The organism is Flavobacterium gillisiae (assembly GCF_900107635.1).
Taxonomy (GTDB): Bacteria; Bacteroidota; Bacteroidia; order Flavobacteriales; family Flavobacteriaceae; genus Flavobacterium; species Flavobacterium gillisiae.
In genome coordinates this window covers 224,137-247,316 of sequence record NZ_FNRD01000005.1, presented here as the reverse complement: position 1 = coordinate 247,316, position 23,180 = coordinate 224,137, and the positions used below count along the sequence as shown (strand labels likewise).

Genomic DNA, 23,180 nt, shown 5'->3' with positions numbered 1-23,180 from the left:
TTTTTATAATAACTACTCTTAAAAAAAAGATAGTATAGGTATGTTTCTTATGATAATATTTGGAATAGTTTTGGAGATTTTGTTTTAAATTTATACTTAATTAAGTAAAAGTTTACATGGTTAGCTGTTTAAAAACAAAACATTATGGAATCAAATACGAAAATAATTATTACGGTAGAAACTATAATTGATGCGCCAATAGAAACGGTTTGGAAAAATTGGACTTCGCCTCAAAATATTGTTTTGTGGAATGCGGCTTCTGAGGATTGGCATACGACTTGGGCTGAGAATGATTTACGAATTGATGGAAAATTCTGTTTTAGGATGGAAGCCAAAGATGGGAGTGCCGGTTTTGATTTTAGAGGGAAATATGAGGAAGTTCAAGCAAATGAACAAATTACATATACCGCGGATGATGGAAGAAAAGTAAAAATTATTTTCACAAAGGTGGAGTATAAAACCAGAGTGGTACAACTATTTGAAGCAGAAACTGAAAATCCCATTGAATTACAAAAAGAAGGTTGGCAGGCCATTTTAAATAATTTTAAAAATTATGTGGAACGGCATCTTCAAGAAATAAGTTTTTCAAAATGGAAAGTCTAAAAATAACGCTGTTTTTATGTTTCCTTTTACAAGGACTCAAAGATGGTGTGCATCAACTTACTTAAGGCATAAGAACCTTTACAAAAAAACACTACTACTCCGAAATTTTCTGGTATTCAGCGTTTTATTATTACAATTATTGCTCTAAAAGATCACAATACCAAAACCCGTACTCAAACGCATCAGTTGCATCGCTATCGCAAGCGGTGTTACTGGAGTCTTCCTTTGGTTTTTCATATTTGCGATACACGATTTCTCCAATTTCAAAATCAATAGGCTTTGAGAAAATAGGACCGTCAAAAGTGAAGGTATGAAATTCGCCATTTTCACCACAAACATCTACATTTTCAGGCAAATCGTTAATAAAATCCTGATCAATTATCCTTCCTACAAAGCTTTTGTCGAGAAATCGCTCGTTGACACAAACGACAATGGTTTTAAAGCCCAGTCCAATGAATTCCTGTATCAAGTCATGAGTTGGTACTTTCCAAAGTGGAAAAACGCCCTCAAATCCCATAGTGGCTAATTTGTCTTCTCTGTATTTACGAAGGTCTTCCAAGAATATGTCACCAAAAATGGAGTGGGTTACACCTTGAATTTTCAATTTTTCCAGTGTTGTCTGCATCACGCTTTCATACACTTCCATTGTTGGCATTTCCGGAATTTGCATGATTTCAAGCGGTAAGCCGATGCTTTTGGCTTGTTTTTCCAATAATTCTACACGAACCCCGTGCATGGAAATACGCTGAAATTGTTGGTTAACGCTGGTGAGCAAACAACTAATTTCAAATTCCGGATTTAGCAAGGTTTTATAAAGAGCTAAAGCAGAGTCTTTTCCACTACTCCAGTTAAAAATGGCTTTCTTTTTCAAGGTTTTTATATTGTAAATTTCTATTGGTAAACTTACAAAAATACTTCTGTTTGTTCCTGATTCCTTTGTAACTTTGGCTTTTACTTAATTAAATTTTCTTAAATGAAATACCTGTTTCTTTTAATCTCTTCACTGGCTTTCGCCCAACAGACAAGATTTGTTGATTTTAAATCGGTTTCTGGTCAATTGACTTTAGATGCAAAAGAGAAATCTGTTGTGGGTTCGTTACATTATTGGTTGGAGGTATTAAAACCTATTGATACAATAAAAATAGATGCACAAAACATGAGTTTTACAGAAGTAAGACTCAATGATAAGCCGGTGCCTTTTATAAATACAGAGAAGCAGTTACAAATTATATATCCGTTTAAAAAAGGTAGAAATGAAATTAGTTTTGGATATGCAGCCATACCTAAGCAGGCTTTATATTTCGTAGGTTCTGAAACGGCAGATGATTTGCAAATCTGGACTCAGGGTCAAGGGAAGTATACCAGTAATTGGTTTCCGAGTTTTGATGATGTAAATGAAAAAGTAATTTTTAATATAGAACTGGTTTTTAGTCAAGAGTACCAGGCGATTTCAAATGGAATATTGACTAAGAAAACGACGAACAACAACATGACTCTGTGGGAATATAGAATGGAAAAACCCATGAGTTCTTATTTGTTGATGCTTGCTATCGGTAAATTTGATAAGCGTACTGAGATTACAAAATGCGGTATTGAATTAGAATTATATTTGGAACCTAAGGATGTGGATAGGTACGAACCTGCTTACCGTTATTCTGTTCGAATATTTGATTTTCTGGAGAAAGAAATAGGAGTGAAGTATCCTTGGAAAGTGTATAAGCAAATTCCAGTTCGTGATTTTCTGTATGCTGGAATGGAAAATACGTCGGCAACCTTATTTTCCAGTCGTTATGTAGTTGATTCTACTGGTTTTGAAGATCGTAATTATACAAATGTCAATGCACACGAGCTGGCACATCAGTGGTTTGGAGATTTAATCACTGCCGAAAGCGGAAAACATCATTGGCTACAAGAAGGCTTTGCGACTTACTATGCCTTACTTGCAGAACGAGAAATCTATGGAGATGATTATTTCTACTCGAAATTATACGAAACAGCACAGCAAATTAAATATGCAACTAGAACGGATACAATTCCGGTTCTCAATGAAAAAGCAAGTTCCTTAAGTTTTTATCAAAAAGGGGCTTGGACTTTATTTGCTTTGCATCAAGCAATAGGTGATAAAGCATTTAAAAAAGCGGTGCGTAGTTACTTGGAGAAATATTCTTTTCAGAGTGTCAAAACGCAGGATTTCTTTGATGAAGTGAATAAAGTGTCTGATTTTGACACCGCTAAATTTAGTAAAGTATGGCTTGAGTCTACTGTGTTTGAAATAAAGACAGTCAATGAGTTACTTAGTAAAAATAAAACAACTCAATTATTACTTGAATTGGATAAAGTTAAGAAAAAACCACTGTCAGAGAAAGCTGGGTTTATGACAGAAATTCTTCAGTCAAATGCTTATTACACTGCGAAAGAAGCAGTTGTTAATCAGCTGAAAAACGAAAAATTTGAAGCTAAGAAGAAGCTCTTGGAGTTGGCTTTAGCTACTAATAATGTCCAAGTTCGTCAGGCTGTTGCCAGTACAAATTCAAAGATTCCCGCAGATTTCAGGATTCAATATGAAAGTTTATTAAGTGACAAATCCTATCAGACACAGGAAATAGCTTTGTTTTATTTATGGAATAATTTTCCAGAACAACGTTCTGTTTACTTGGAACTATCTAAAGACTGGATTGGTTTCAGCGACTATAATTTAAGAACATTATGGTTGTCACAGGCGCTATCTACTCCAGAATATGAAGCGGATAAAACAGCTCTGATAGCAGAGTTGATCAATTATTCATCACCCAATTATGAGGCTATCACACGTCAAAAAGCATTAGAAAAACTAGTGGCTTTTCAACTTATCAATGATGCTGTTTTAAAGAATTTGGTAAATGCTACAACCCATCACATGTGGCAATTTTCTAAATTTGGAAGAGACACTATCAGAAAGTTATTGAAAGATCAGGTGATGGTACTTTCGTTTGAAAGAATTTTACCTCAATTAGATGAAAAAGAGCAGTTTCAGTTAAATCGACTGTTAAAAGAATTGTATATTTAGCTGGTAAATTGGATAGGATTACTGTGTCAAGTAACTTTTTCAATTGTTATTTTGTATTAAAAAATAGATTCTATGAGAGCATTAGTGATTTCTGGTGGAGGTAGTAAAGGGGCATTTGCTGGAGGTGTTTCACAATATCTATTAGAAGTACAAAATAATAAATATGATCTTTTCATTGGTACTTCAACTGGAAGTTTACTGATTCCTCATTTAGCATTGGGGAAGATTGACAAAATTCACAGTGTTTTTACAGAAGTTAGTATGAGTAAAATTTTTGACGTCAACCCTTTTATTGTCAAAAATCGAAATGGTAACCATGTTGTCTCAATCAATCATTTCAACGTTATAAAACAATTTTTGAGGAGAAGAAGGACATTCGGCGAAAGTAAAAAATTATTACAATATATTAAAGAAAGTTTTGCCATTGAAGAGTTTGAGCAACTAAAGACATTAAAAGCCGACATTGTAATTACGGTCACGAATCTTTCCAAAAACCAAGCGGAATATAAATCAATTCATGATTGCACTTATGATGAATTTTGCGATTGGATTTGGATTTCAAGTAATTATATTCCCTTTATGAGTTTAGCTCTTAGAAATGATTTTGAATATGGCGATGGAGGCTTTTCTAGTTTAGTTCCAATTCAAGAAGCCATTCTTCGTGGTGCCACTGAAATTGATGTCGTCGTCTTAGAAACAGAAAAAACAATTGGTAAAATTGTTATTGGTAAAAACCCCTTTTCATTGCTGATTGATTTGTTTAGAATTGCCTTAGACCAAATTGAAAAACACGATTTATTATTAGGAATCCTCTCTGCTTCTGACAATAACGTAAAACTAAATGTATACTATACCCCAGTAGAATTAACCCATAATGCTTTAATATTTAATAAAACTAAAATGAAAGAGTGGTGGATAAAGGGATTTGATTTTGCGCAGAATAAAAGTAAAGGTATGAACAATAGAATTTGATTTTTACCACAATTCTCCCACTTCATTTTTGATAAAGGCTAATGCAGCACTACTTGGGGATGGTTTTTCCAATAAATCACTAAGAATAGCTTCGCGCAAACCATCAGCATTGATTACTTTTTCGTTTTTAGCGGCCAAACGGATTATTTGGATTGTTGCATTTTTGGCTGTAACAATAATGGACCAGCATTTTTCTGAAAGATATATTTGTTGGGCTAAATTATGTTCAAACTCTTGTTCGATCTGCGCAATTACAAAATTGCGATATTCATCTTTGTCTTGTGAAAGAGGGTTAATTCTCACTATCAATTGAGAGGGGTTAATGCGCTCCATCAACAATGTCATGCGTTCATAAGCTTGTAAACGTAGAGGAAGCATTGCTGACTGATTGTCTTTTTGCAACAACCAACGTCTATTGTTTTGTTGATCTTTAAAATGGGCATCGAATAAATAATAGGCAACAGCGCCAGTAATTAATGATGGAATAGTGTAAGCTAATATTTCGATGATATTTATAGAATTCATGTTGATTTAAATTTTGTCAAGCAAAAATATACTTTTTGATTTAATTACTCCTTATTTATAGTGCAATTTACAACGGCGAGTACTATTTTTGCAAAAAAAATATAGCTGCATTTTTCGCTTGCTGAATTGGAAATATAAATGGAAACATACATTATTGTTTTACTTTGCGTTGCTGCTTTTGCTGCTGGATTTATTGATGCGATTGTTGGTGGAGGAGGTTTGATTCAGACTCCTGCAGGTTTGATATTATTACCTAATTTACCAGTTTCAACCGTTATTGGAACATTAAAAATCCCGGCTTTTAGCGGAACTTCATTTGCCGCCTACCAATACCTAAAAAAGGTCACGATGAATTGGCGTTTGTTATTGATTATGGTTGGTGTTGCGATGCCCTCAGCTTTTGCAGGTTCTATGTTATTGACTTACATGAGTAATGATTTTATGAAACCGCTTTTACTGTTTATTCTTTCATTATTAGCTATTTATACCTATGCTAAGAAAAATTTCGGACAGCATGTTGCTAAAAATCTATCAGAGCGAACTCAAATATTAAATGCTATCGTGATTAGTTTTATCGTTGGGTTTTATGACGGTTTTATTGGTCCAGGCACAGGAAGTTTTTTTGTAGTAGCCTTCATTGCTTTGATGGGTTTTGATTTTCTTCACGCTTCTGCGAATGCTAAAATGGTCAATCTCGCGACTAATTTTGGATCTATTTGTCTGTTTATGTTAAAAGGAAAAATAATTTGGGCAATTGCCCTGCCAATGGCAGCTTGTAATGCTTTTGGTGGATGGTTGGGTGCAAAAATAGCCATTTCGAAAGGAAATGGTTTTATCCGAATATTCTTTTTAGTCGTTGTGGTGGCAACATTAATTCGGTTTGCATATGATGTGTTTTTTATATAAAACCAACTGTTTTTCGATATAAATACTTTGTAACTTACGATTATACATTTCTTGTTTCAAATTTTTTAGATCGGGATTGAATAGTCAAGTCTGAATTTTGATTTTTACAGTTCAATCATAAGAAATGAAATCTGTTTTTTAATTCTTAAATTCTTATTTTTGCATAAATAGATAATTTCCATGCAAAAATACATTTCCCAACTTAACGAAGCACAACGCGAACCCGTATTGCAAAAAGACGGTCCAATGATTATTATCGCTGGTGCCGGTTCAGGTAAAACACGTGTTTTGACGATACGTATTGCCTATTTGATGCATCAGGGAGTGGACGCATTTAATATTTTGTCGCTGACTTTTACCAATAAGGCAGCACGTGAAATGAAAAAGCGTATTTCTGATATTGTAGGGTCTAGTGAAGCCAAGAATCTTTGGATGGGAACGTTTCACTCTGTATTTGCAAGAATTTTGCGTTCGGAAGCTCACTTATTGGGATACCCTTCTAATTTTACGATATATGATTCCCAAGATTCGCTACGTGCTATTTCTGGAATTATTAAAGAAATGCAATTAGATCGAGATGTTTATAAACCCAAACAGGTTTTAGGTAGGATTTCCAACTTTAAAAATAGTTTGATTACCGTAAAGGCGTATTTCAATGATCGTGATTTACAAGAAGCAGATGCGATGTCGAAAAAACCTCGTATGGGCGAGTTGTACCAAGCCTATGTAGATAAATGTTTCAAGTCGGGAGCGATGGATTTTGATGATTTATTATTGAAAACCAATGAACTATTAACTCGTTTTCCGGAAGTTCTAGCGAAATACCAAAACCGTTTTCGTTATATTCTAGTGGATGAGTACCAAGATACGAATCACTCTCAATATTTAATTGTTAGAGCATTATCGGATAAATTTCAAAATATATGCGTGGTAGGTGATGATGCGCAAAGTATTTACGCATTTCGTGGTGCGAATATCAATAACATCTTGAACTTCCAGAAGGATTATGAAGGCGTTAAAACCTTTCGTCTGGAACAGAATTACCGTTCGACAAAAAACATTGTGGAAGCGGCAAATACGATTATCGACAAGAATAAAACTAAACTGGATAAAATCGTTTGGACGGCCAATGATTTTGGTCCAAAGATAAAAGTGCACCGCAGTATGACGGATGCTGAAGAAGGTCGTTTTGTTGCTGGAACGATTTTCGAACAAAAGATGCAAAACCAAATGAACAATGGTGATTTTGCAATCTTATACCGTACCAATGCACAATCCCGTGCGATGGAAGACGCCCTGAGAAAAAGAGATATTCCGTACCGAATTTATGGAGGTTTGTCTTTTTACCAAAGAAAAGAAATAAAAGATGTGTTGTGTTATTTGCGATTGGTAATCAATCCAAAGGACGAAGAAGCATTGATGCGCGTGATTAATTATCCGGCACGAGGTATAGGAAATACCACGGTCGAAAAGTTAATGGTAGCTGCTAATCACTATAAAAGATCCATCTTTGAGGTGATGCAGAATATCGATAAAATTGACTTAAAACTGAACTCGGGAACCAAACAAAAACTACTAGATTTTGTTACGATGATTCAAAGTTTTCAGGTGATAAATGAAAATCAAGATGCTTTCTATTTAACGGATCATGTTTCGAAAAAAACAGGATTAGTTCAGGAATTAAAGAAAGATGCCACGCCGGAAGGAATGGCTAAAATACAGAATATTGAAGAATTATTAAACGGAATCAAGGACTTTACCGAAGGGCAAAAAGAAATTGATGGCGCGCGTGGTGCTTTATCTGAATTCATGGAAGATGTGGCTCTAGCGACAGATTTAGACAAAGATACTAGCGATGAAGACCGTGTCGCATTAATGACGATACATTTAGCCAAAGGACTAGAGTTTCCTCATGTTTTTGTTGTGGGAATGGAAGAAGACTTGTTTCCAAGTGCGATGAGTATGAGTACCAGAAGTGAGCTGGAGGAAGAACGTCGTTTGTTCTATGTGGCGCTAACACGTGCAGAGCATCAAGCCTATTTAACCTACGCTCAATCACGCTACCGTTGGGGTAAATTGACAGATAGTGAGCCTTCTCGTTTTATTGAAGAAATTGACGGACAATATTTAGAGTACCTAACTCCTGCCGAAAATAATTATCGATACAAACCGATGATTGATAGCGATATTTTTGGAGATGTGGATAAATCCAAATTGCGTTTGGCTAAACCGGCTAATGGAACGCCACCACCACAAATCAAAGGAAATGTAGTGAATCCTGAAATAAATATTCGTAAATTGAAGCCTGTAGGCGGAAAATCAGTGTCAGGAGGTGCTAATTTGTTTGACAATAAATTGGTTGCCGGAAATATCGTGATGCACGAGCGTTTTGGAAAAGGGGAAGTATTAAACATAGATGGAGTGGGAGCTGATAAAAAAGCAGAGATCAAATTTGACGTCGGCGGTATAAAAAAATTATTATTACGATTTGCTAAATTGGATATAATCGGATAAAATTTGTTTAATTTTAAAGTTGCCGATATCACGAACTTTAAACTTTACATTTTTAAAACTTTAAACAAAAAATAAAAATGGCTCAATTTATAAAAATATACCCTGATAAACCCAACGAAGCGGCAATAGCCAAAGTAGTTAAGGTTTTAAAAGACGGTGGTTTAGTTATTTATCCAACTGATACAGTGTATGGGTTGGGTTGCGATATTACAAATACGAAGGCTTTAGAACGTATTGCTAAGATAAAAGGGATCAAACTGGATAAAGCTAATTTTTCATTCATTTGCTACGATTTAAGCAATATATCTGATTATGTAAGGCAAATTGACACGGCAACTTTTAAACTCTTAAAAAGAGCTTTACCTGGACCGTATACTTTTATCTTACCGGGCAATAATAATTTACCTAAAGAATTCAAAAAGAAAACAACAGTTGGAATACGTGTTCCCGACAATTCGATCGCATTGGAAATCGTTCGTCAATTAGGAAATCCTATTGTTTCTACATCCATTCGAGATGATGATGATGTGATTGAATATACCACCGATCCAGAACTTATTTTTGAAAAATGGCAGAATCTCGTTGATATGGTGATTGATGGTGGATATGGCGATAATGTAGGTTCTACGATAATTGATTTATCGGGCGATGAGCCGGAGGTGATTCGTGAAGGAAAAGGAAGTTTAGATATTCTATAAAGAATAATTTAGTTCGAAAATAAGCCAATGATTGTATTTGTTTAATTTATATATTAGCATAAAAATAATGGTATGTTATTCTTAATTAATATTTAATTGGTTATTAAAAAAATTTTAAGGATACATGGAAGCAGGCCAATTGGCCTGCTTTTTCTTTTTAAAAAAGCAGCATAAAAAAAAACGTTCCTAAATTCGGAACGTTTTTATGTTTCTGTACTTTGAATTTACAAACTACATTATGAAAATTTAAAACTATTGTTTTTGGTTTTTCATTTCTTTTTCAATCATTTCGTAGAATTGATCAATTTTTGGCAATACAACGATACGAGTTCTTCTGTTACGGGCTCTGTTATCAGCAGAATCATTTGCTACTAACGGAATGTAAGAACTTCTACCTGCAGCGATTAATTGTGCTGGGTTAACACCTAATTCATTCGTTAATACACGAATGATTGATGTAGAACGTTTCACACTTAAATCCCAGTTGTCAAGTAATATGCTGTTACCAATGTAAGGTACGCTATCAGTATGACCTTCAACCATACATTCGAAATCTGGTTTGTCATTTACTACTTTAGCCACTTTAGCTAAAACTCCTTTTGCTTTATCAGTTACATTATAGCTACCGCTTTTGAATAACAATTTATCAGCAATTGATATAAATACAACTCCTTTTTCAACATTAATTTCGATATCTGGATCATTAAATCCAACTGATCTTTTTAGACTTGTAACTAAAGCAAGTGTAACACTATCTTTTTTAGTTAACGCATCTTGCATTCTTGTAATTTTTAAATCTTTTTCTTTAATAGACTCTAATGCTTTTTCAATATTTTCTGCACCTTTAGTAGTTAATACAGTCATATCTTTTGAAGTACTGATTAACGTTTGGTTGTGGTCTTTTAAACCAGCAACTGTAGCTGTTAGACCCGCTTTTTCTTCTAAGCAAGAGTTTAATTTTACGGTACAACTGTTTAATAAATCTTGAGTTTCCTTGTTTCTCGCCTCTAGATCAGTGTATTTCTTTTTAGAAACACAAGACGTTAAAAGGGCTAATACGGATAAGGCAATTACAATTTTTTTCATAAATTTAATGTTTAGTGAATTACAAAAATAGTTTTAAAATAGTTAATAAAATATACAATTTAATGTTAAAATCAGTTCGCAAATACCTTGCCACAAATTACATAATATTGGTAAACGATGCTTTTGATGTTATAGTACTTTTTTGTCTGAAAACTACCTCTTTTTTTGTAAGTTCTTGAAAATAAAGTATAAAAAGAATAATGGGCTTTCAGAATGGCTGAAAAATGCGAAAATTTTCCTTGAAAAATAAATTGTAATCCCGCAATTCCATCTAAAATCATTCGACTAAATAGAACTGCATACAAACTTTCCTTGGGAACGTTTTTGGTTAACATTAGTAATGAATTTCTGAAGTTCAAATAGGTTTTCTTTGGATTACCCTGTTTTAGGGTAGCTCCACCCACATGATACACCATTGATTTATAATTGTATTTTATGGTATATCCCTTATTTATAGCACGCCAGCAAAGATCAATTTCCTCTTGATGTGCAAAAAAATCATCGTCAAATCCATGCAGTTCTTTGTAAACATAGCTTCTGATGAAAAAACAAGCTCCTGAAGCCCAAAAAATTTCTATTTCATCGTCATATTGTCCTTTGTCTTCCTCAACGGTTTCAAAAAGACGGCCCCTACAATAGGGATAACCAAATTTATCGATGTAGCCACCTGCTGCGCCAGCGTATTCAAAGTACTTTTTATTTTTAAAATCTAATATTTTAGGTTGTACAATAGCAGTTTGCGGTTCGTTTTTAAAAGTATCAATAATAGGAGATAACCAGTTTGCTGTAACTTCTATGTCAGAATTTACCAAAGCATATATTTCAGCGTCAATATGTTTCAGTGCTTCATTATAGCCTTGTGCAAAACCAAAATTATGGGTGTTTTTGACGATTTTTACGCTTGAGTAGTGCTCTTCTACAAAAGAGATGGACTCATCTGTAGAGGCATTATCTGCTACATAAATAGTGGCTTCTGGAGAAAATGCTATTATTGAAGGTAAAAATTGCTCTAATAATTGTACACCATTCCAATTTAGGATAACGACTGCTATATTCATTTTGATTATTTAGATACTGTATTCAGGGAGTTCGGGTAGAAACTGGTATTTCTCATTTTCAAAATCCATTTGGCAAAAGTAATGATTCATTCCGTTGGTTACCATCAAATATTCCGCATTCATCGTCATATTGTAACGGGCAATTTGGTCAAACGTAGCTTGGCCTATTTTTATTTCGGGAGCTTTGCATTCGATTAAGACACATATTGAACCATCCGAGTTAAACACTACTACGTCATATCTTTTTCGTAATCCGTTGACTTTAAGAACTTTTTCTACATTAATCAGGGATTTAGGGTATTTTTTTTCTTCCAATAAAAACCGGACGACATGTTGGCGAACCCATTCCTCTGGTGTGAGAATGATAAATTTTTTCCTGATTTCGTCAAAAATAGACACTTTATTTTCGCTATTTTTGAAGCGGAAACTATAAGAAGAAAAATCCAATTGCTGCATCAGGCAAAAATAATTAAAATGTTTAAAGTTTACCGTTTAAAGTTATAGTTATTTATAACATTGTGACTGAATACTGTAACTGAACACTGAATACTGAAAAAATGGACGAGGTTATAAAAATTCTGAATGATATAAAAAGCGGGAACATCAAACCGATTTATTTTTTGATGGGTGAAGAGCCCTACTATATTGATATCGTATCAGACTACATTGAAAAAAATGTCTTGTCTGAAGAGGAAAAAGGATTCAATCAAACCGTTTTGTACGGTCGGGATGTTTCTGTTGAAGATATTATTTCTACAGCTAAACGTTATCCAATGATGGCGGAACGTCAGGTAGTGATTGTAAAAGAAGCTCAGGATTTGAGTCGTACTATTGACAAGCTAGAAAGCTATGCCGATAATCCAATGCCTACTACCGTTTTAGTGATTTGTTACAAATACAAAACACTGGATAAACGCAAAAAAGTAACCAAGGTTTTAGGAAAAAATGGTTTGGTTTATGAAAGCAAAAAATTATATGAGAACCAGGTTGGCGATTGGATAAAACGTATATTAGCTAGTAAAAAATATACCATTGAACCAAAAGCTAACGCAATGCTTGTGGAATTTCTAGGAACGAATTTGGGTAAAATTAATAACGAACTAGAGAAGCTGCAAATTATATTGCCAAAAGGAAGTGTGATTACTCCTAAAGATATTGAAGAAAACATTGGTTTCAGTAAGGACTTTAATGTGTTTGAGCTTCGGAAAGCAATAGGAGAAAGGAACCAACTTAAAGCATACACAATTGCTGAAAATTTCGCAAACAATCCAAAAGAGAACCCAATGGTGGTTACCACAAGTCTGGTTTTTGGTTTTTTTATCCAATTATTGAAATACCACGGACTCAAAGACAGAAATCCAAAAAATGTCGCAGCAGTTATTGGAGTAAATCCTTTTTTCCTAAAAGAATATGATCTGGCTCTTAAAAATTACCCCATGAAAAAGGTAAGCCAAATTGTAGCTTCCTTGCGGGATATCGACGTAAAAAGCAAAGGAGTAGGAGCGAGTTCGATGTCAAATTCCGACTTGTTACGAGAAATGCTGTATAATATATTCAATTAGCAGTTAAATTCACGATATTTGCACTTTAAAAAACAGGCTTTAATTATGGGAATGAATAAGAATACCATCTTAGGATGGGCTACTTTTATAATGATAGTAATGGGTTTACTCTTAATAGGTCTTGGCGCTTTTAGATACAGCGATGTTTCCGGATGGGGATTTGCTGCTGTTGGCGTGGGGTTTTTAGCAAATGCGTGGGTTTTTAGCTCACTCAAAGGGAGACTTTAGAAAAATGTTTTAAATATTGAATTTTAAATTAAAAATAATAAAAAAATGGCAGACGATAAGAAAGTGATTTTCTCAATGTCAAAATTGAGTAAAACCTACACAGGAGCAGATAAACCCGTTCTTAAAAATATCTATTTGAGTTTCTTTTATGGAGCAAAAATTGGTATTTTAGGTCTTAATGGATCTGGAAAATCTTCTTTATTAAAAATTATTGCTGGTACGGATAAAAACTATCAGGGAGATGTTGTTTTCGCACCAGGATACACTGTAGGATATTTAGAGCAAGAACCTATTCTTGACGATAGTAAAACCGTTATCGAAATTGTTCGTGAAGGTGTTGCTGAAACAATGGCGGTCTTAGAGGAGTTTAATCAAATCAATGATAGTTTTGGTCTTCCAGAAGTGTATGAAGATGCAGATAAGATGGAAAAACTAATGGATCGTCAAGCTTTGTTACAAGACAAAATTGATGCATTAGGTGCTTGGGAAATTGATACAAAATTAGAAATTGCAATGGATGCTTTACGTACTCCAGATGCAGATACTCCTATAAAGAACCTTTCAGGAGGTGAACGTCGTCGTGTGGCTTTATGTCGTTTGTTATTGCAACAACCGGATGTATTGCTTCTTGATGAACCTACCAATCACTTGGATGCAGAAAGTGTATTATGGTTAGAGCAACATTTAGCTCAATATGCTGGAACAGTTATCGCTGTAACGCACGATAGATACTTCTTGGATAATGTAGCGGGTTGGATTTTAGAGTTAGATAGAGGAGAAGGTATTCCATGGAAAGGGAATTACTCTTCTTGGTTAGACCAAAAATCAAGCAGAATGGCTCTTGAAGAAAAAGTAGCTTCTAAACGTAGAAAAAACTTAGAACGTGAGTTGGACTGGGTTCGCCAAGGTGCCAAAGGACGTCAAACGAAACAAAAAGCACGTTTACAGAATTACGATAAAATGCTTAATGAAGATCAAAAAGCATTAGACGAGAAATTAGAAATTTATATTCCTAATGGGCCACGTTTAGGTACTAACGTTATCGAAGCAAAGGGAGTGGCTAAATCCTATGGAGATAAATTACTATATGATAATTTAAATTTCACTTTACCACAAGCTGGAATCGTTGGAATCATCGGGCCAAATGGTGCTGGTAAATCGACTATTTTCAGAATGATAATGGGTGAAGAGAAACCAGATGCGGGTGAATTTGTAATTGGTGACACAGTAAAAATCGCTTATGTCGATCAAGCGCACTCTAATATTGATCCTAATAAATCAATCTGGGAAAACTTTTGTGATGGTCAAGAATTAATTATGATGGGTGGTCGTCAAGTGAATTCTCGTGCTTATTTAAGCCGTTTCAACTTCGGAGGAAGTGATCAAAACAAAAAAGTTTCAACACTTTCTGGTGGTGAGCGTAACCGTTTACACCTTGCAATGACTTTGAAAGAGGAGGGTAACGTTTTATTACTGGATGAGCCTACCAATGATTTGGATATTAATACGCTACGTGCTTTAGAAGAAGGTTTGGATAACTTTGCCGGTTGTGCAGTAGTAATTTCTCACGACAGATGGTTCTTAGATAGAATTTGTACACACATTCTTGCCTTTGAAGGAAATTCTGATGTGTATTATTTTGAAGGTGGTTTCTCTGAATATGAAGAAAATAAGAAAAAACGCTTAGGTGGAGATTTAACCCCAAAACGTTTAAAATACAGAAAACTAATCAGAAGTTAATTTTAGTTTTTGATACAATAACAAAAAGGATGTCGATTTACGGCATCCTTTTTTCGTTAAAGTAAATTATAGTTTAGTATCGCTGTTGAAGCAACGTTAACTGTAGTGTAGTTTTATATTGGAAATAGAGAAGTAATTGCTACTGCAAATTCAAAAGAAGAAGACGCAGCAGTAATGAATACAAGAAATTTAGACATTAAATAATGACTGCTTATGTATTCTTAAATTATTTAGAAGGAGTCTGGTTTTATTTCTTTTTCTTATCGCTGTTCATTAATAGTAAGACAGTAGCTACCAAAGCCAAGCATACGAAACCAAAGACGAAAACAATAATTATCGAACCGCTATCCCAAGTAATAAGTGCTGTATTTTTCATGTATATTTTATTTTAAATTCAAAAATATAAATTTTGTCGGTGAAACAATATGATAAAAATCAGTAAATGGAGTTTTAGGCTAAGAATTTTGATTTTAATTCTGGTGTAGGTATCATGCAGCTTTCTTTTTTACCAAACCATTTGTATCTGTTTCTTGCAATCCAATCGTATATAAAGTTACTGAATTTGGATGGTAAAATTTTAAAAATGGCTAACAAACTATAAAAAGAACCAAGTTGGGAGGCAATTTCTAAAGCTGCCTCTGATTTGTAGTAATAGGCAATTCCAGGCACGTAGAGTATTATACTGTCCATACTTTTTTGATCTACGCCAATATGTTTGCAAATTTGCAGACCTAAATCGGATTGCAATGCAACAAATCTAAAAACGTCCTTTTTATCGTGTTTTATAATAAATTGTACTGCCGAATTGCACAAATTACAGACGCCATCAAAGAGGATTATTTTTTTGTCTTTAGGGGTGAGTGTCATTGCGAGGAACGAAGCAATCTCATTAGGTTTATCCATTTCTATTGTTTAAAAATTGGTTTGATTGTTTTTGTGAGGAGCGAAGCTATCTCAGCCAGTATTTCCGTTGAAATATGTTTAATTCAGTTTGACGTTTTACTTTTACGAATAGTAATTCCTTCTAATTTGCACTAAGTCAAAATCCATTGTTTAAGTCATAGCGAGGAACGAAGCTATCTCATCCAGTATTTCCGTTTCAATGAGCTTTATTCAGTGTCGATGTGTTTTAGTGTGATTGCTTCGTCCCTCGCAATGACTTTGTTTCTGTTTATATTTTTTCATTCGGTCATGACATCTTTAATTTCTTCAAATAAATCATTCCAAGTTGGGTTTGTAGAACGGATTAAATTATTTTTAGATTTTCTAGAACCAGCTTTAATTTGTTTTTCTCGTGCTATTGCATCACCAATCTACTGAAATTGTTCGTAATAAACTAAAACATTTAAATTGTAACGCGCAGAAAATGATTTTGGATCTCTTTTATTTTTATGATCCATTATCCTTTGTGGAAGATTTGAGGTAACACCAATATAAACAACAGTCTGATTAATATTTGTAATTATATATATATATATATAAATCCTGGTTTCATTTATTTTTTTTACCACTAATATAATTATTAATATACAAAGTCGTTTAGAGGAATGGGTACCTTTATCTAATTTTTACAAATTCAAAATCCATTACCTAAGTCGTAGCGAGGAACGAAGCTATCTCACCCAGTATTTCCGTTTCAATATGCTTTATTCAGTTTGTCGATGTGTTTTAGTGTGATTGCTTCGTTCCTCGCAAAGACTTTGTTTGTCGATTCAGCTTGTCGATGTGTTTTATTGTGATTGCTTCGTTCCTCGCAAAGACTTTGTTTGTCGATTCAGCTTGTCGATGTGTTTTAGTGTGATTGCTTCGTCCCTCGCAATGACTTTGTTTGCCGATTCAGTTTGTCGATGTATTTTAGCTTGATTACTTCGTTCCTCGCAATGACTTTGTTTGCCGATTCAGTTTGACGTCTTTAACTTTTACGAATAATAATTACTTCTAATTTTCACTAAGTCAAAATCCATTGTTTAAGTCATAGCGAGGAACGAAGCTATCTCATCCAGTATTTCCGTTTCAATGAGCTTTATTAAGTGTCGACGTGTTTTAGTGTGATTGCTTCGTCCCTCGCAATGAATTTGTTTTTCGATTCAGTTTGTCGATGTGTTTTAGTGTGATTGCTTCGTCCCTCGCAATGACACTACTAACCTGAACGCTGACTACTTCTTCTTCATCGCTTCCACTAATTCCAGTTCGTCTAAACTAACTTTGGATGTAAACATACCGTAATTTACAGTTGCTTTATTTTTTTCTATACTATCAATTGTACCTACTGCTTTTCCGTCTAACATTCGTACACGGTCACCTAAACGAATAATAGCTTTGACTTTCTCAATAACAGGCTTCAGTTTCTTTTCCTTCTTTTCTTTTCTTATTTCTTCTACATGCACCGTAACTTCGGCAATAACTTCTTTCTTTTTAGCTACAATCGCTTTAGCTTCTTTCGGCGTTGCTTTCTTGCGTTTTGAATTTTCAATTTCGATGATTTTTAAAAATTCACCAATAAGGTCTTTTTTGCTCTTATTATTGAAATACTTCTCCGCAATGTCTTCAATCTTTTGACCTATGTAAATCGTTTTTTGGTTGCTGTCATATAATTCTTGATAGCTTTCCAACTTTTGCTTGATTTTGACATTGATCGTTTCCATTTTCTTTCCTTCCTCGCGTGCTTTGGTTTCTTCTTCCTTTAGCGTTTGTGAAGTCTTTTCCATTTTCGAACGTTCTTTTTGTAAGGTCGCAATGGTTTTGTCAAAGCGTACTTTTCCAACTTCAATTTTCTTCTTAGCACGATTGATCAGACTGAACGGAATTCCGTTTTTTAATGCTACTTCAAAAGTAAAGGAACTTCCCGCTTGGCCCAAAGCCAATTTATACATAGGTTCCAATGACTTTTCATCAAACATCATATTAGCATTAGTCGCAAAAGGCAACTCATTAGCTAGAATTTTAAGATTCGAATAATGGGTAGTTATTATTCCAAAAGCTTCTCGATGGTAGAATTCTTCGAGGAAAATTTCTGCCAAAGCACCACCTAATTCTGGGTCAGAACCAGTACCAAATTCATCAATTAGGAACATGGTTTTCTTGTTGCACTTCTTCAAGAAGTAGTTCATGTTCTTTAGTCGGTAACTGTATGTACTCAAATGATTTTCAATAGATTGGTTGTCTCCAATATCTGTAAGTATTCGATCGAATAAAAAAGTTTCTGAGCGTTCATGAACCGGAATTAACATTCCTGACTGCAACATCAATTGTAGTAATCCAACTGTTTTTAAAGAGATTGTTTTACCACCAGCATTGGGTCCAGAAATCACAATGATTCTGTTTTCTTGCTTCAGTTCAATAGTTTGCGGATGCGTAATTTCTTTTTTCTGTTTGTTGTTCAAATACAAAATAGGATGGTAGGCATCTCTAAAATAGAGTCGGCGATTGTCTGTAATTTGGGGCATTATACCGTTGATTCGGTTGGCATATTTTGCTTTAGCCGCAATAACATCAATATCACTTAGGAAATCCTGATATTGAATTAATAACGGTAAAAACGGCCGAATATCATTCGATAATTGTTTTAGTATCCGTGTGATTTCTTCGCTTTCTTCATATTCTAAATTACTTAGTTCGCGGGAATATTTTAAGGTAGCTTCTGGTTCGATATAAGCGATGCTTCCTGTTTTTGAACTTCCTAAGATAGATCCTTTTACTTTACGACGATACATCGCTAAAACAGCCAAAACCCTGCGGTTTTGAACAAAACTTTCTTTGATGTCATCAAGATAACCTAAGCTGTTGTATTGTGTGAGTGCTACTCCAAAACTCTGATTGACTTTACCACGTATCAAGTTGATGTCTCTACGAATATTCAATAATTCAGGAGAGGCATTGTCTTTTATTTCACCATATTTATCGACTATCGCATCAACTGAAGTGATAATGTCTTTAGTAAGTTCCACTTGAGAAGCTCTGGTATTTAAATGCGGGTAATAGTCATCGAATTTTTTGAAATAATTCAATAAAAAGTTAACCGTTGAAGACAAGGTGGCAATTTTTCTAAAACTACCCACTTCCAGAAAACTATCCTCAATCGCCAGAAATTTAATTTCATGACTTATGGCATCAAAACCATGATTTGGAATCGCATTGTTATTTTGGAAAGAAGAGACATATTCAGATGTTTGCATTAAAGCTTGCATCAAAGTTTCTTTGTCTCTAAACGGGGTAATTTCTAAGGCTTTTTGTTTCCCAATGTCTGTATTACAGATGGTCGAAATAGTTTCGAGTACAGTTGGGAATTGTAAATCTTGTAATGTCTTTTCGGTAATGGATATCATTCTTTTTTCTAAATTGCAATGAAGCAAAGTTACAAAGATTCCGTGTTAAAATGGACTATCGCATACTGTACTTTATGATATATGTATAGTTGAATTCTATTTTACTCTTATTGGTGTATAAAAACCTAGAAGATTCAGAAAGGAATTGCTATTTGTTTATGCTAATTAGATAAATGAGTTAGTATTCTTACTGTATATTTGCGCTACAACTCTACATTATGAAAATTAATCTTGACCCCAAATGGAAGGCTATTTTAGCAGACGAAATTCAGAAACCGTATTTTCATGAATTAATAAAAAGTGTGGATGAAGAATATAAGCTTCATACTTGTTATCCGCCAAAGGAGCTGATTTTTTCCGCTTTTAATTATTGCAGTTTCAATGAGGTAAAAGTGGTGATTATAGGTCAGGATCCCTATCATGGAAAAGGGGAGGCTAATGGCTTGGCTTTTTCTGTAAACGATGGGGTACGGATTCCGCCTTCGTTGCGAAATATCTTCAGGGAAATGAGTGATGATTTAGAAATACTGTTTTTACCATCTTCAGGCAATTTAGAATCGTGGGCAAAGCAAGGTGTTTTGCTTTTAAACGCCTCGCTAACGGTACGGGAAGATACGCCCAACAGTCATAAACATTTAAAGTGGAACCTTTTTACCGATGCGGCAATTCAAAAGATTTCTGAGGGTAAGGAAAAAGTTGTGTTTCTACTTTGGGGCAATTTTGCACATAAAAAAGGACTCAAAATAGACCGAAGTAAACATCTAGTTTTAGAATGTGGGCATCCATCGCCTATGAGTGCAAATCAGGGAAAATGGTTTGGGAACAAGCATTTCAGTAAAACAAATTCGTATTTGAAGGTAAATAGTGAAAAGGAGATTGATTGGATTTTTAATAACGGTAGCCTTTTTTAAGAACGTACCTTTTTTTAAACACATAGAAACATAGATTTTTCTGCATCTAATACTAATTATAACTATAGTATAACCGAATAGTAAAAGGGTTCTATTCTTTAAAAACTAAACCACTTAGTTTGTTGCGCTGAAAACGTTTCAAGATAGGTGAGTGACTTTGGAGAGAAGTTTCAATTAGATCTAATAATACGAATGATTGATAATTAAGTCATATTGGACTATAAAATATATCATTAGTAAAGATCTCGCGTGAGGGATTGAAGCTAGCTACCGAAGTAGCGCGTAAAGCCCGACAGCATATAAAAAAAGGGCTCATTACCGCAAAGTAATGAGCCCTTTTTTTAGATGGTGGCACGCCCAAATAATGAAAGTGCCTTTTGTTTTATTTCTTTATGATTTCTTCCAGAATAGCTTTGTTCTCGCGGTTGCTTACTTTCAATATGATTTCTTGGTTTTTAGTAGTTTTCCCTTCAATCACGTAAAGTTTTGCTTTGTGGAATTCAGTATTACTATTGTCAAAATCAACATCTCCATATTCTAATGTATTCTTTATGTCAATGGTGTCAATCCATTTTTCGGCTAAGACCTTGGATGCTTTTTCAGAATATTCAAAAGGTTTATTTCTTAAATCATTTAAAACTCTGGCATTTGGAAAATAATTACAGCGTGTATCTTTTCCGCTAAATATCATGGAAACAAAAAATAGACCTATAACTAACCCCACTAAATAGTAGGCAAAACGATGGAAAAACTTCATGAATTATTTTTTTTGCAAAGGTAGCGGAAAGTTTACTTAAAACACAATTAAATTGATATCGTTATTAGGTAAATCGAACCAATCTCCAATGACTTTATTGGTCAGGATTCCGTGGTAAAAATAGACTCCGTGCTTTAGTCCAACATCACAGCGAATAGCACTTTCAAGTCCACCATCCTCAGCAATTTGCATTAAAAAGGGAGAAATAATGTTACTAACGGCAAGTGAAGCTGTTTTTGAGTAACGCGAGGGAATATTAGGAACACAATAGTGAACTACATTGCTTTTAATAAAGGTTGGTTTCTCATGAGATGTTACTTCTGAAGTTTCAAAGCAACCTCCTGTATCAATGCTTACATCCACGATTACCGCTCCACCTTTCATGTGTTCTACCATAGTTTCAGTAACGACTACTGGGCAACGTTCTACGCCGCTTAGTGCTCCAATGGCAACGTCGCAACGTCTTAATGCTTTTAGTAAAGATTTAGATTGTATGGTGGAAGTGAAAATCCGTTGGTTCAGGTTATTTTGTAGGCGGCGCAATTTAGTAATTGAATTATCGAAAACTTTTACGCTAGCTCCTAATCCAATGGCAGTTTTAGCTGCAAATTCTCCAACTGTTCCAGCGCCTAAAATGACCACATCTGTAGGAGGAACTCCGGTTATATTCCCAAATAGCAGACCTTTTCCAAATTCATTGGTTATCATCAGTTCGGCTGCAATTAATATTGATGCGGTTCCGGCTATTTCACTAGATGATCGTACTGCAGGGTAGCTGCCGTCTTCATCTTTTATATATTCAAATGCTAAAGCGGTAATCTTTTTTTTGCTTAAAGCTTCAAAGTAACTCTTCTGCATCGTTTTTAATTGAATCGATGAGATAAGAATAGTCTGGTTATTCATCATGGCAATCTCGGCAAGAGTAGGAGGACCTACTTTCAAAATCATTGGACAGCCAAATACTTTTGCAGTATCTTTCGTTACTTCGGCACCGGCATCACTATATTCTTTGTCAGAATAACTTGAACTTTCCCCAGCTCCTGATTCTATCATTACTCGATGTCCATTGAAAGACAAGGAGTTAACGGCGTCTGGAGTAAGGCAGATACGGCGTTCTTGATAACAGGTTTCTTTGGGAATACCAATAAAAAGTTCGCTTTTTCTTCGGCTTACTTCGAGTTTTTCTTCCTGTGGTAATAACTGTTGTTTAGTGAAAGGAGTTATTGCTATTGACATTGATAAAGTGATTATTAAAGGTAAAAATACGCAAAAAGATTAAAAAAAAAAGCTTTCAAAGGGGATAAATATTCGAAAAAGAACAATTTACAGTCTCTCAATTAGTTTTTCCATTTTAATATCGGCTCTTTCGTATACGCCATCTTCTAAAGGTATTTCCTTAAAGCCGTATTTTTCATACAGACCAATTGCAGGCCCCAGTCTTCTGTTAGAATAGATAATAATTTTTTCAAGATGGTGGTCTTCGGCGGCTTTGATGCATTGTTCCATCAATTTTTTACCTATTCCGAGGCCTTGAACGCCATCGGTAACGGCCATTTTACTCAATTCAAATTCCGTATCGTTCATTTTTATCAAGGAAACGGTACCAACAATCATATCATTGTATTTGGCATAAAATATCATTCCCCCTTTATCGATGATTTCTTCCTGTGGATTAGAAAGAACCCGTTCGTCTTTAGGTTCAATTTTAAAGTATTTGCTAAGCCATTCTATGTTCAATGTTTTTATCGGTTCCTTCAAATCGGAAGAAAAAGGGATGATTACAACGGTATTCTCTGCATTCATGATAGATGATGATTTAGCTTAATTCTAATAAACGTTTACCGCCCACTAGTTCCTTAATTGTAATAACGGAATGGGAATCTGGGATAAGGTTTGGGATGTTTTCTGCCCATTCGATAAAGCACCAGTTGCCAGAATATAGATATTCATCTGCTCCCATATCTAATGCTTCAGTTTCGTTTTTTAATCTATAGAAATCAAAATGATAAACAACTTGATTGTCAACGGTATGATACTCGTTAACTAAAGAAAAGGTTGGACTGCTAGTTGCTTCCGTTACACCGAGTTCCTTGGCTAATTGTTTGATAAAAGTGGTTTTTCCAGCCCCCATATCTCCGTGAAAAAGAATCACTTTATTTGGCTTTTCAGCAACAATTTTACGTGCTGTATTTTCGATTTCATCTAATGAAAAAGTAATTTCCATTTTAAAAATTTGTTTAAAGTTTAAG

Annotated in this window: 23 protein-coding genes; 10 read left to right on the top strand and 13 right to left on the bottom strand. The window is 34.5% G+C overall.

All coding sequences use genetic code 11. The annotated features are described in order from the left end of the window. Positions 1–144: 144 nt before the first annotated feature. Complete coding sequence (locus BLV35_RS09255; protein WP_091088416.1) at positions 145–603, top strand: SRPBCC domain-containing protein; 459 nt, start codon at positions 145–147, stop codon at positions 601–603. A gap of 136 nt (positions 604–739) precedes the next feature. Here the strand turns inward: BLV35_RS09255 and BLV35_RS09250 are convergent, their stop codons facing one another. Then, positions 740–1,474: a Dph6-related ATP pyrophosphatase gene (locus tag BLV35_RS09250; protein WP_091088412.1), complete on the bottom strand. Its 735-nt coding sequence runs from the start codon at positions 1,472–1,474 to the stop codon at positions 740–742. Positions 1,475–1,576: 102 nt separating this feature from the next. Here BLV35_RS09250 and BLV35_RS09245 point away from each other — a divergent pair, with 102 nt between their 5' ends. Beyond that, complete coding sequence (locus tag BLV35_RS09245; RefSeq protein ID WP_091088410.1) at positions 1,577–3,649, top strand: M1 family metallopeptidase; 2,073 nt, start codon at positions 1,577–1,579, stop codon at positions 3,647–3,649. 72 nt (positions 3,650–3,721) lie between these two features. After that, on the top strand, positions 3,722–4,621 hold the full coding sequence (locus tag BLV35_RS09240) for a patatin-like phospholipase family protein (protein WP_091088406.1): 900 nt from the start codon (positions 3,722–3,724) through the stop codon (positions 4,619–4,621). A 3-nt stretch (positions 4,622–4,624) separates the two neighbouring features. Here the strand turns inward: BLV35_RS09240 and BLV35_RS09235 are convergent, their stop codons facing one another. Next, on the bottom strand, positions 4,625–5,146 hold the full coding sequence (locus tag BLV35_RS09235; protein ID WP_091088402.1) for a DUF7935 family protein: 522 nt from the start codon (positions 5,144–5,146) through the stop codon (positions 4,625–4,627). 138 nt (positions 5,147–5,284) lie between these two features. Here BLV35_RS09235 and BLV35_RS09230 point away from each other — a divergent pair, with 138 nt between their 5' ends. From BLV35_RS09230 to BLV35_RS09220, 3 genes are all read left to right on the top strand, one after another. After that, positions 5,285–6,052: a sulfite exporter TauE/SafE family protein gene (locus tag BLV35_RS09230; protein WP_091088399.1), complete on the top strand. Its 768-nt coding sequence runs from the start codon at positions 5,285–5,287 to the stop codon at positions 6,050–6,052. Positions 6,053–6,232: 180 nt separating this feature from the next. Then, positions 6,233–8,566, top strand: coding sequence for an ATP-dependent helicase (locus tag BLV35_RS09225; protein WP_091088395.1), 2,334 nt, complete (start codon positions 6,233–6,235; stop codon positions 8,564–8,566). 77 nt (positions 8,567–8,643) lie between these two features. Continuing rightward, positions 8,644–9,264 carry an L-threonylcarbamoyladenylate synthase gene (locus BLV35_RS09220; RefSeq protein ID WP_091088391.1) on the top strand — a complete coding sequence of 207 codons (621 nt, stop codon included), beginning with the start codon at positions 8,644–8,646 and terminating at the stop codon, positions 9,262–9,264. 252 nt (positions 9,265–9,516) lie between these two features. Here BLV35_RS09220 and BLV35_RS09215 read toward each other — a convergent pair whose 3' ends face one another. The 3 genes from BLV35_RS09215 to BLV35_RS09205 form a co-directional block, all read right to left on the bottom strand. Beyond that, positions 9,517–10,350 carry an OmpA/MotB family protein gene (locus BLV35_RS09215; protein ID WP_091088389.1) on the bottom strand — a complete coding sequence of 278 codons (834 nt, stop codon included), beginning with the start codon at positions 10,348–10,350 and terminating at the stop codon, positions 9,517–9,519. A gap of 71 nt (positions 10,351–10,421) precedes the next feature. Next, positions 10,422–11,408 (bottom strand): glycosyltransferase family 2 protein, encoded by a 987-nt coding sequence (locus BLV35_RS09210; RefSeq protein WP_091088386.1) that lies wholly within the window; start codon positions 11,406–11,408, stop codon positions 10,422–10,424. Positions 11,409–11,417: 9 nt separating this feature from the next. After that, positions 11,418–11,864 carry a type I restriction enzyme HsdR N-terminal domain-containing protein gene (locus BLV35_RS09205; RefSeq protein ID WP_091088383.1) on the bottom strand — a complete coding sequence of 149 codons (447 nt, stop codon included), beginning with the start codon at positions 11,862–11,864 and terminating at the stop codon, positions 11,418–11,420. A 101-nt stretch (positions 11,865–11,965) separates the two neighbouring features. Here BLV35_RS09205 and holA point away from each other — a divergent pair, with 101 nt between their 5' ends. Genes holA through ettA form a run of 3 tightly spaced genes read left to right on the top strand, consistent with a single transcriptional unit; the run spans position 11,966 to position 14,938 of the window. Further along, positions 11,966–12,970, top strand: coding sequence for a DNA polymerase III subunit delta (holA, locus tag BLV35_RS09200; protein WP_091088379.1), 1,005 nt, complete (start codon positions 11,966–11,968; stop codon positions 12,968–12,970). A 45-nt stretch (positions 12,971–13,015) separates the two neighbouring features. Then, positions 13,016–13,198: a CAL67264 family membrane protein gene (locus BLV35_RS09195; protein WP_091088375.1), complete on the top strand. Its 183-nt coding sequence runs from the start codon at positions 13,016–13,018 to the stop codon at positions 13,196–13,198. A gap of 45 nt (positions 13,199–13,243) precedes the next feature. Further along, positions 13,244–14,938: an energy-dependent translational throttle protein EttA gene (ettA, locus tag BLV35_RS09190; protein WP_091088371.1), complete on the top strand. Its 1,695-nt coding sequence runs from the start codon at positions 13,244–13,246 to the stop codon at positions 14,936–14,938. 247 nt (positions 14,939–15,185) lie between these two features. On the opposite strand, the gene BLV35_RS19640 is transcribed toward ettA, so the two are convergent. From BLV35_RS19640 to BLV35_RS09175, 4 genes are all read right to left on the bottom strand, one after another. Then, complete coding sequence (locus BLV35_RS19640; RefSeq protein ID WP_262488521.1) at positions 15,186–15,314, bottom strand: hypothetical protein; 129 nt, start codon at positions 15,312–15,314, stop codon at positions 15,186–15,188. A 74-nt stretch (positions 15,315–15,388) separates the two neighbouring features. Further along, a complete protein-coding gene (locus BLV35_RS09185; protein ID WP_394331045.1) occupies positions 15,389–15,841 on the bottom strand; it encodes a thiol-disulfide oxidoreductase DCC family protein in 453 nt (150 codons plus the stop codon). Positions 15,842–16,251: 410 nt separating this feature from the next. Next, the gene (locus BLV35_RS19475; protein WP_245712041.1) at positions 16,252–16,449 is read right to left on the bottom strand and encodes a GIY-YIG nuclease family protein; all 198 of its coding nucleotides are present in this window, start codon (positions 16,447–16,449) and stop codon (positions 16,252–16,254) included. A gap of 645 nt (positions 16,450–17,094) precedes the next feature. Continuing rightward, the gene (locus BLV35_RS09175) at positions 17,095–19,263 is read right to left on the bottom strand and encodes an endonuclease MutS2 (protein ID WP_091088368.1); all 2,169 of its coding nucleotides are present in this window, start codon (positions 19,261–19,263) and stop codon (positions 17,095–17,097) included. 218 nt (positions 19,264–19,481) lie between these two features. Here BLV35_RS09175 and BLV35_RS09170 point away from each other — a divergent pair, with 218 nt between their 5' ends. Beyond that, positions 19,482–20,174, top strand: coding sequence for a uracil-DNA glycosylase (locus BLV35_RS09170; RefSeq protein WP_091088364.1), 693 nt, complete (start codon positions 19,482–19,484; stop codon positions 20,172–20,174). A 382-nt stretch (positions 20,175–20,556) separates the two neighbouring features. On the opposite strand, the gene BLV35_RS09165 is transcribed toward BLV35_RS09170, so the two are convergent. From BLV35_RS09165 to tsaE, 4 genes are all read right to left on the bottom strand, one after another. Next, on the bottom strand, positions 20,557–20,931 hold the full coding sequence (locus tag BLV35_RS09165; protein ID WP_091088360.1) for a DUF4258 domain-containing protein: 375 nt from the start codon (positions 20,929–20,931) through the stop codon (positions 20,557–20,559). A 36-nt stretch (positions 20,932–20,967) separates the two neighbouring features. Next, positions 20,968–22,167 carry an alanine dehydrogenase gene (locus BLV35_RS09160; protein ID WP_176980596.1) on the bottom strand — a complete coding sequence of 400 codons (1,200 nt, stop codon included), beginning with the start codon at positions 22,165–22,167 and terminating at the stop codon, positions 20,968–20,970. Positions 22,168–22,254: 87 nt separating this feature from the next. Continuing rightward, positions 22,255–22,734, bottom strand: a complete 480-nt coding sequence (locus BLV35_RS09155) for a GNAT family N-acetyltransferase (protein ID WP_091088356.1) — start codon at positions 22,732–22,734, stop codon at positions 22,255–22,257. Between the two features lie 13 nt (positions 22,735–22,747). Next, on the bottom strand, positions 22,748–23,155 hold the full coding sequence (gene tsaE / locus BLV35_RS09150) for a tRNA (adenosine(37)-N6)-threonylcarbamoyltransferase complex ATPase subunit type 1 TsaE (protein WP_091088353.1): 408 nt from the start codon (positions 23,153–23,155) through the stop codon (positions 22,748–22,750). Between the last annotated feature and the right edge of the window lie 25 nt (positions 23,156–23,180).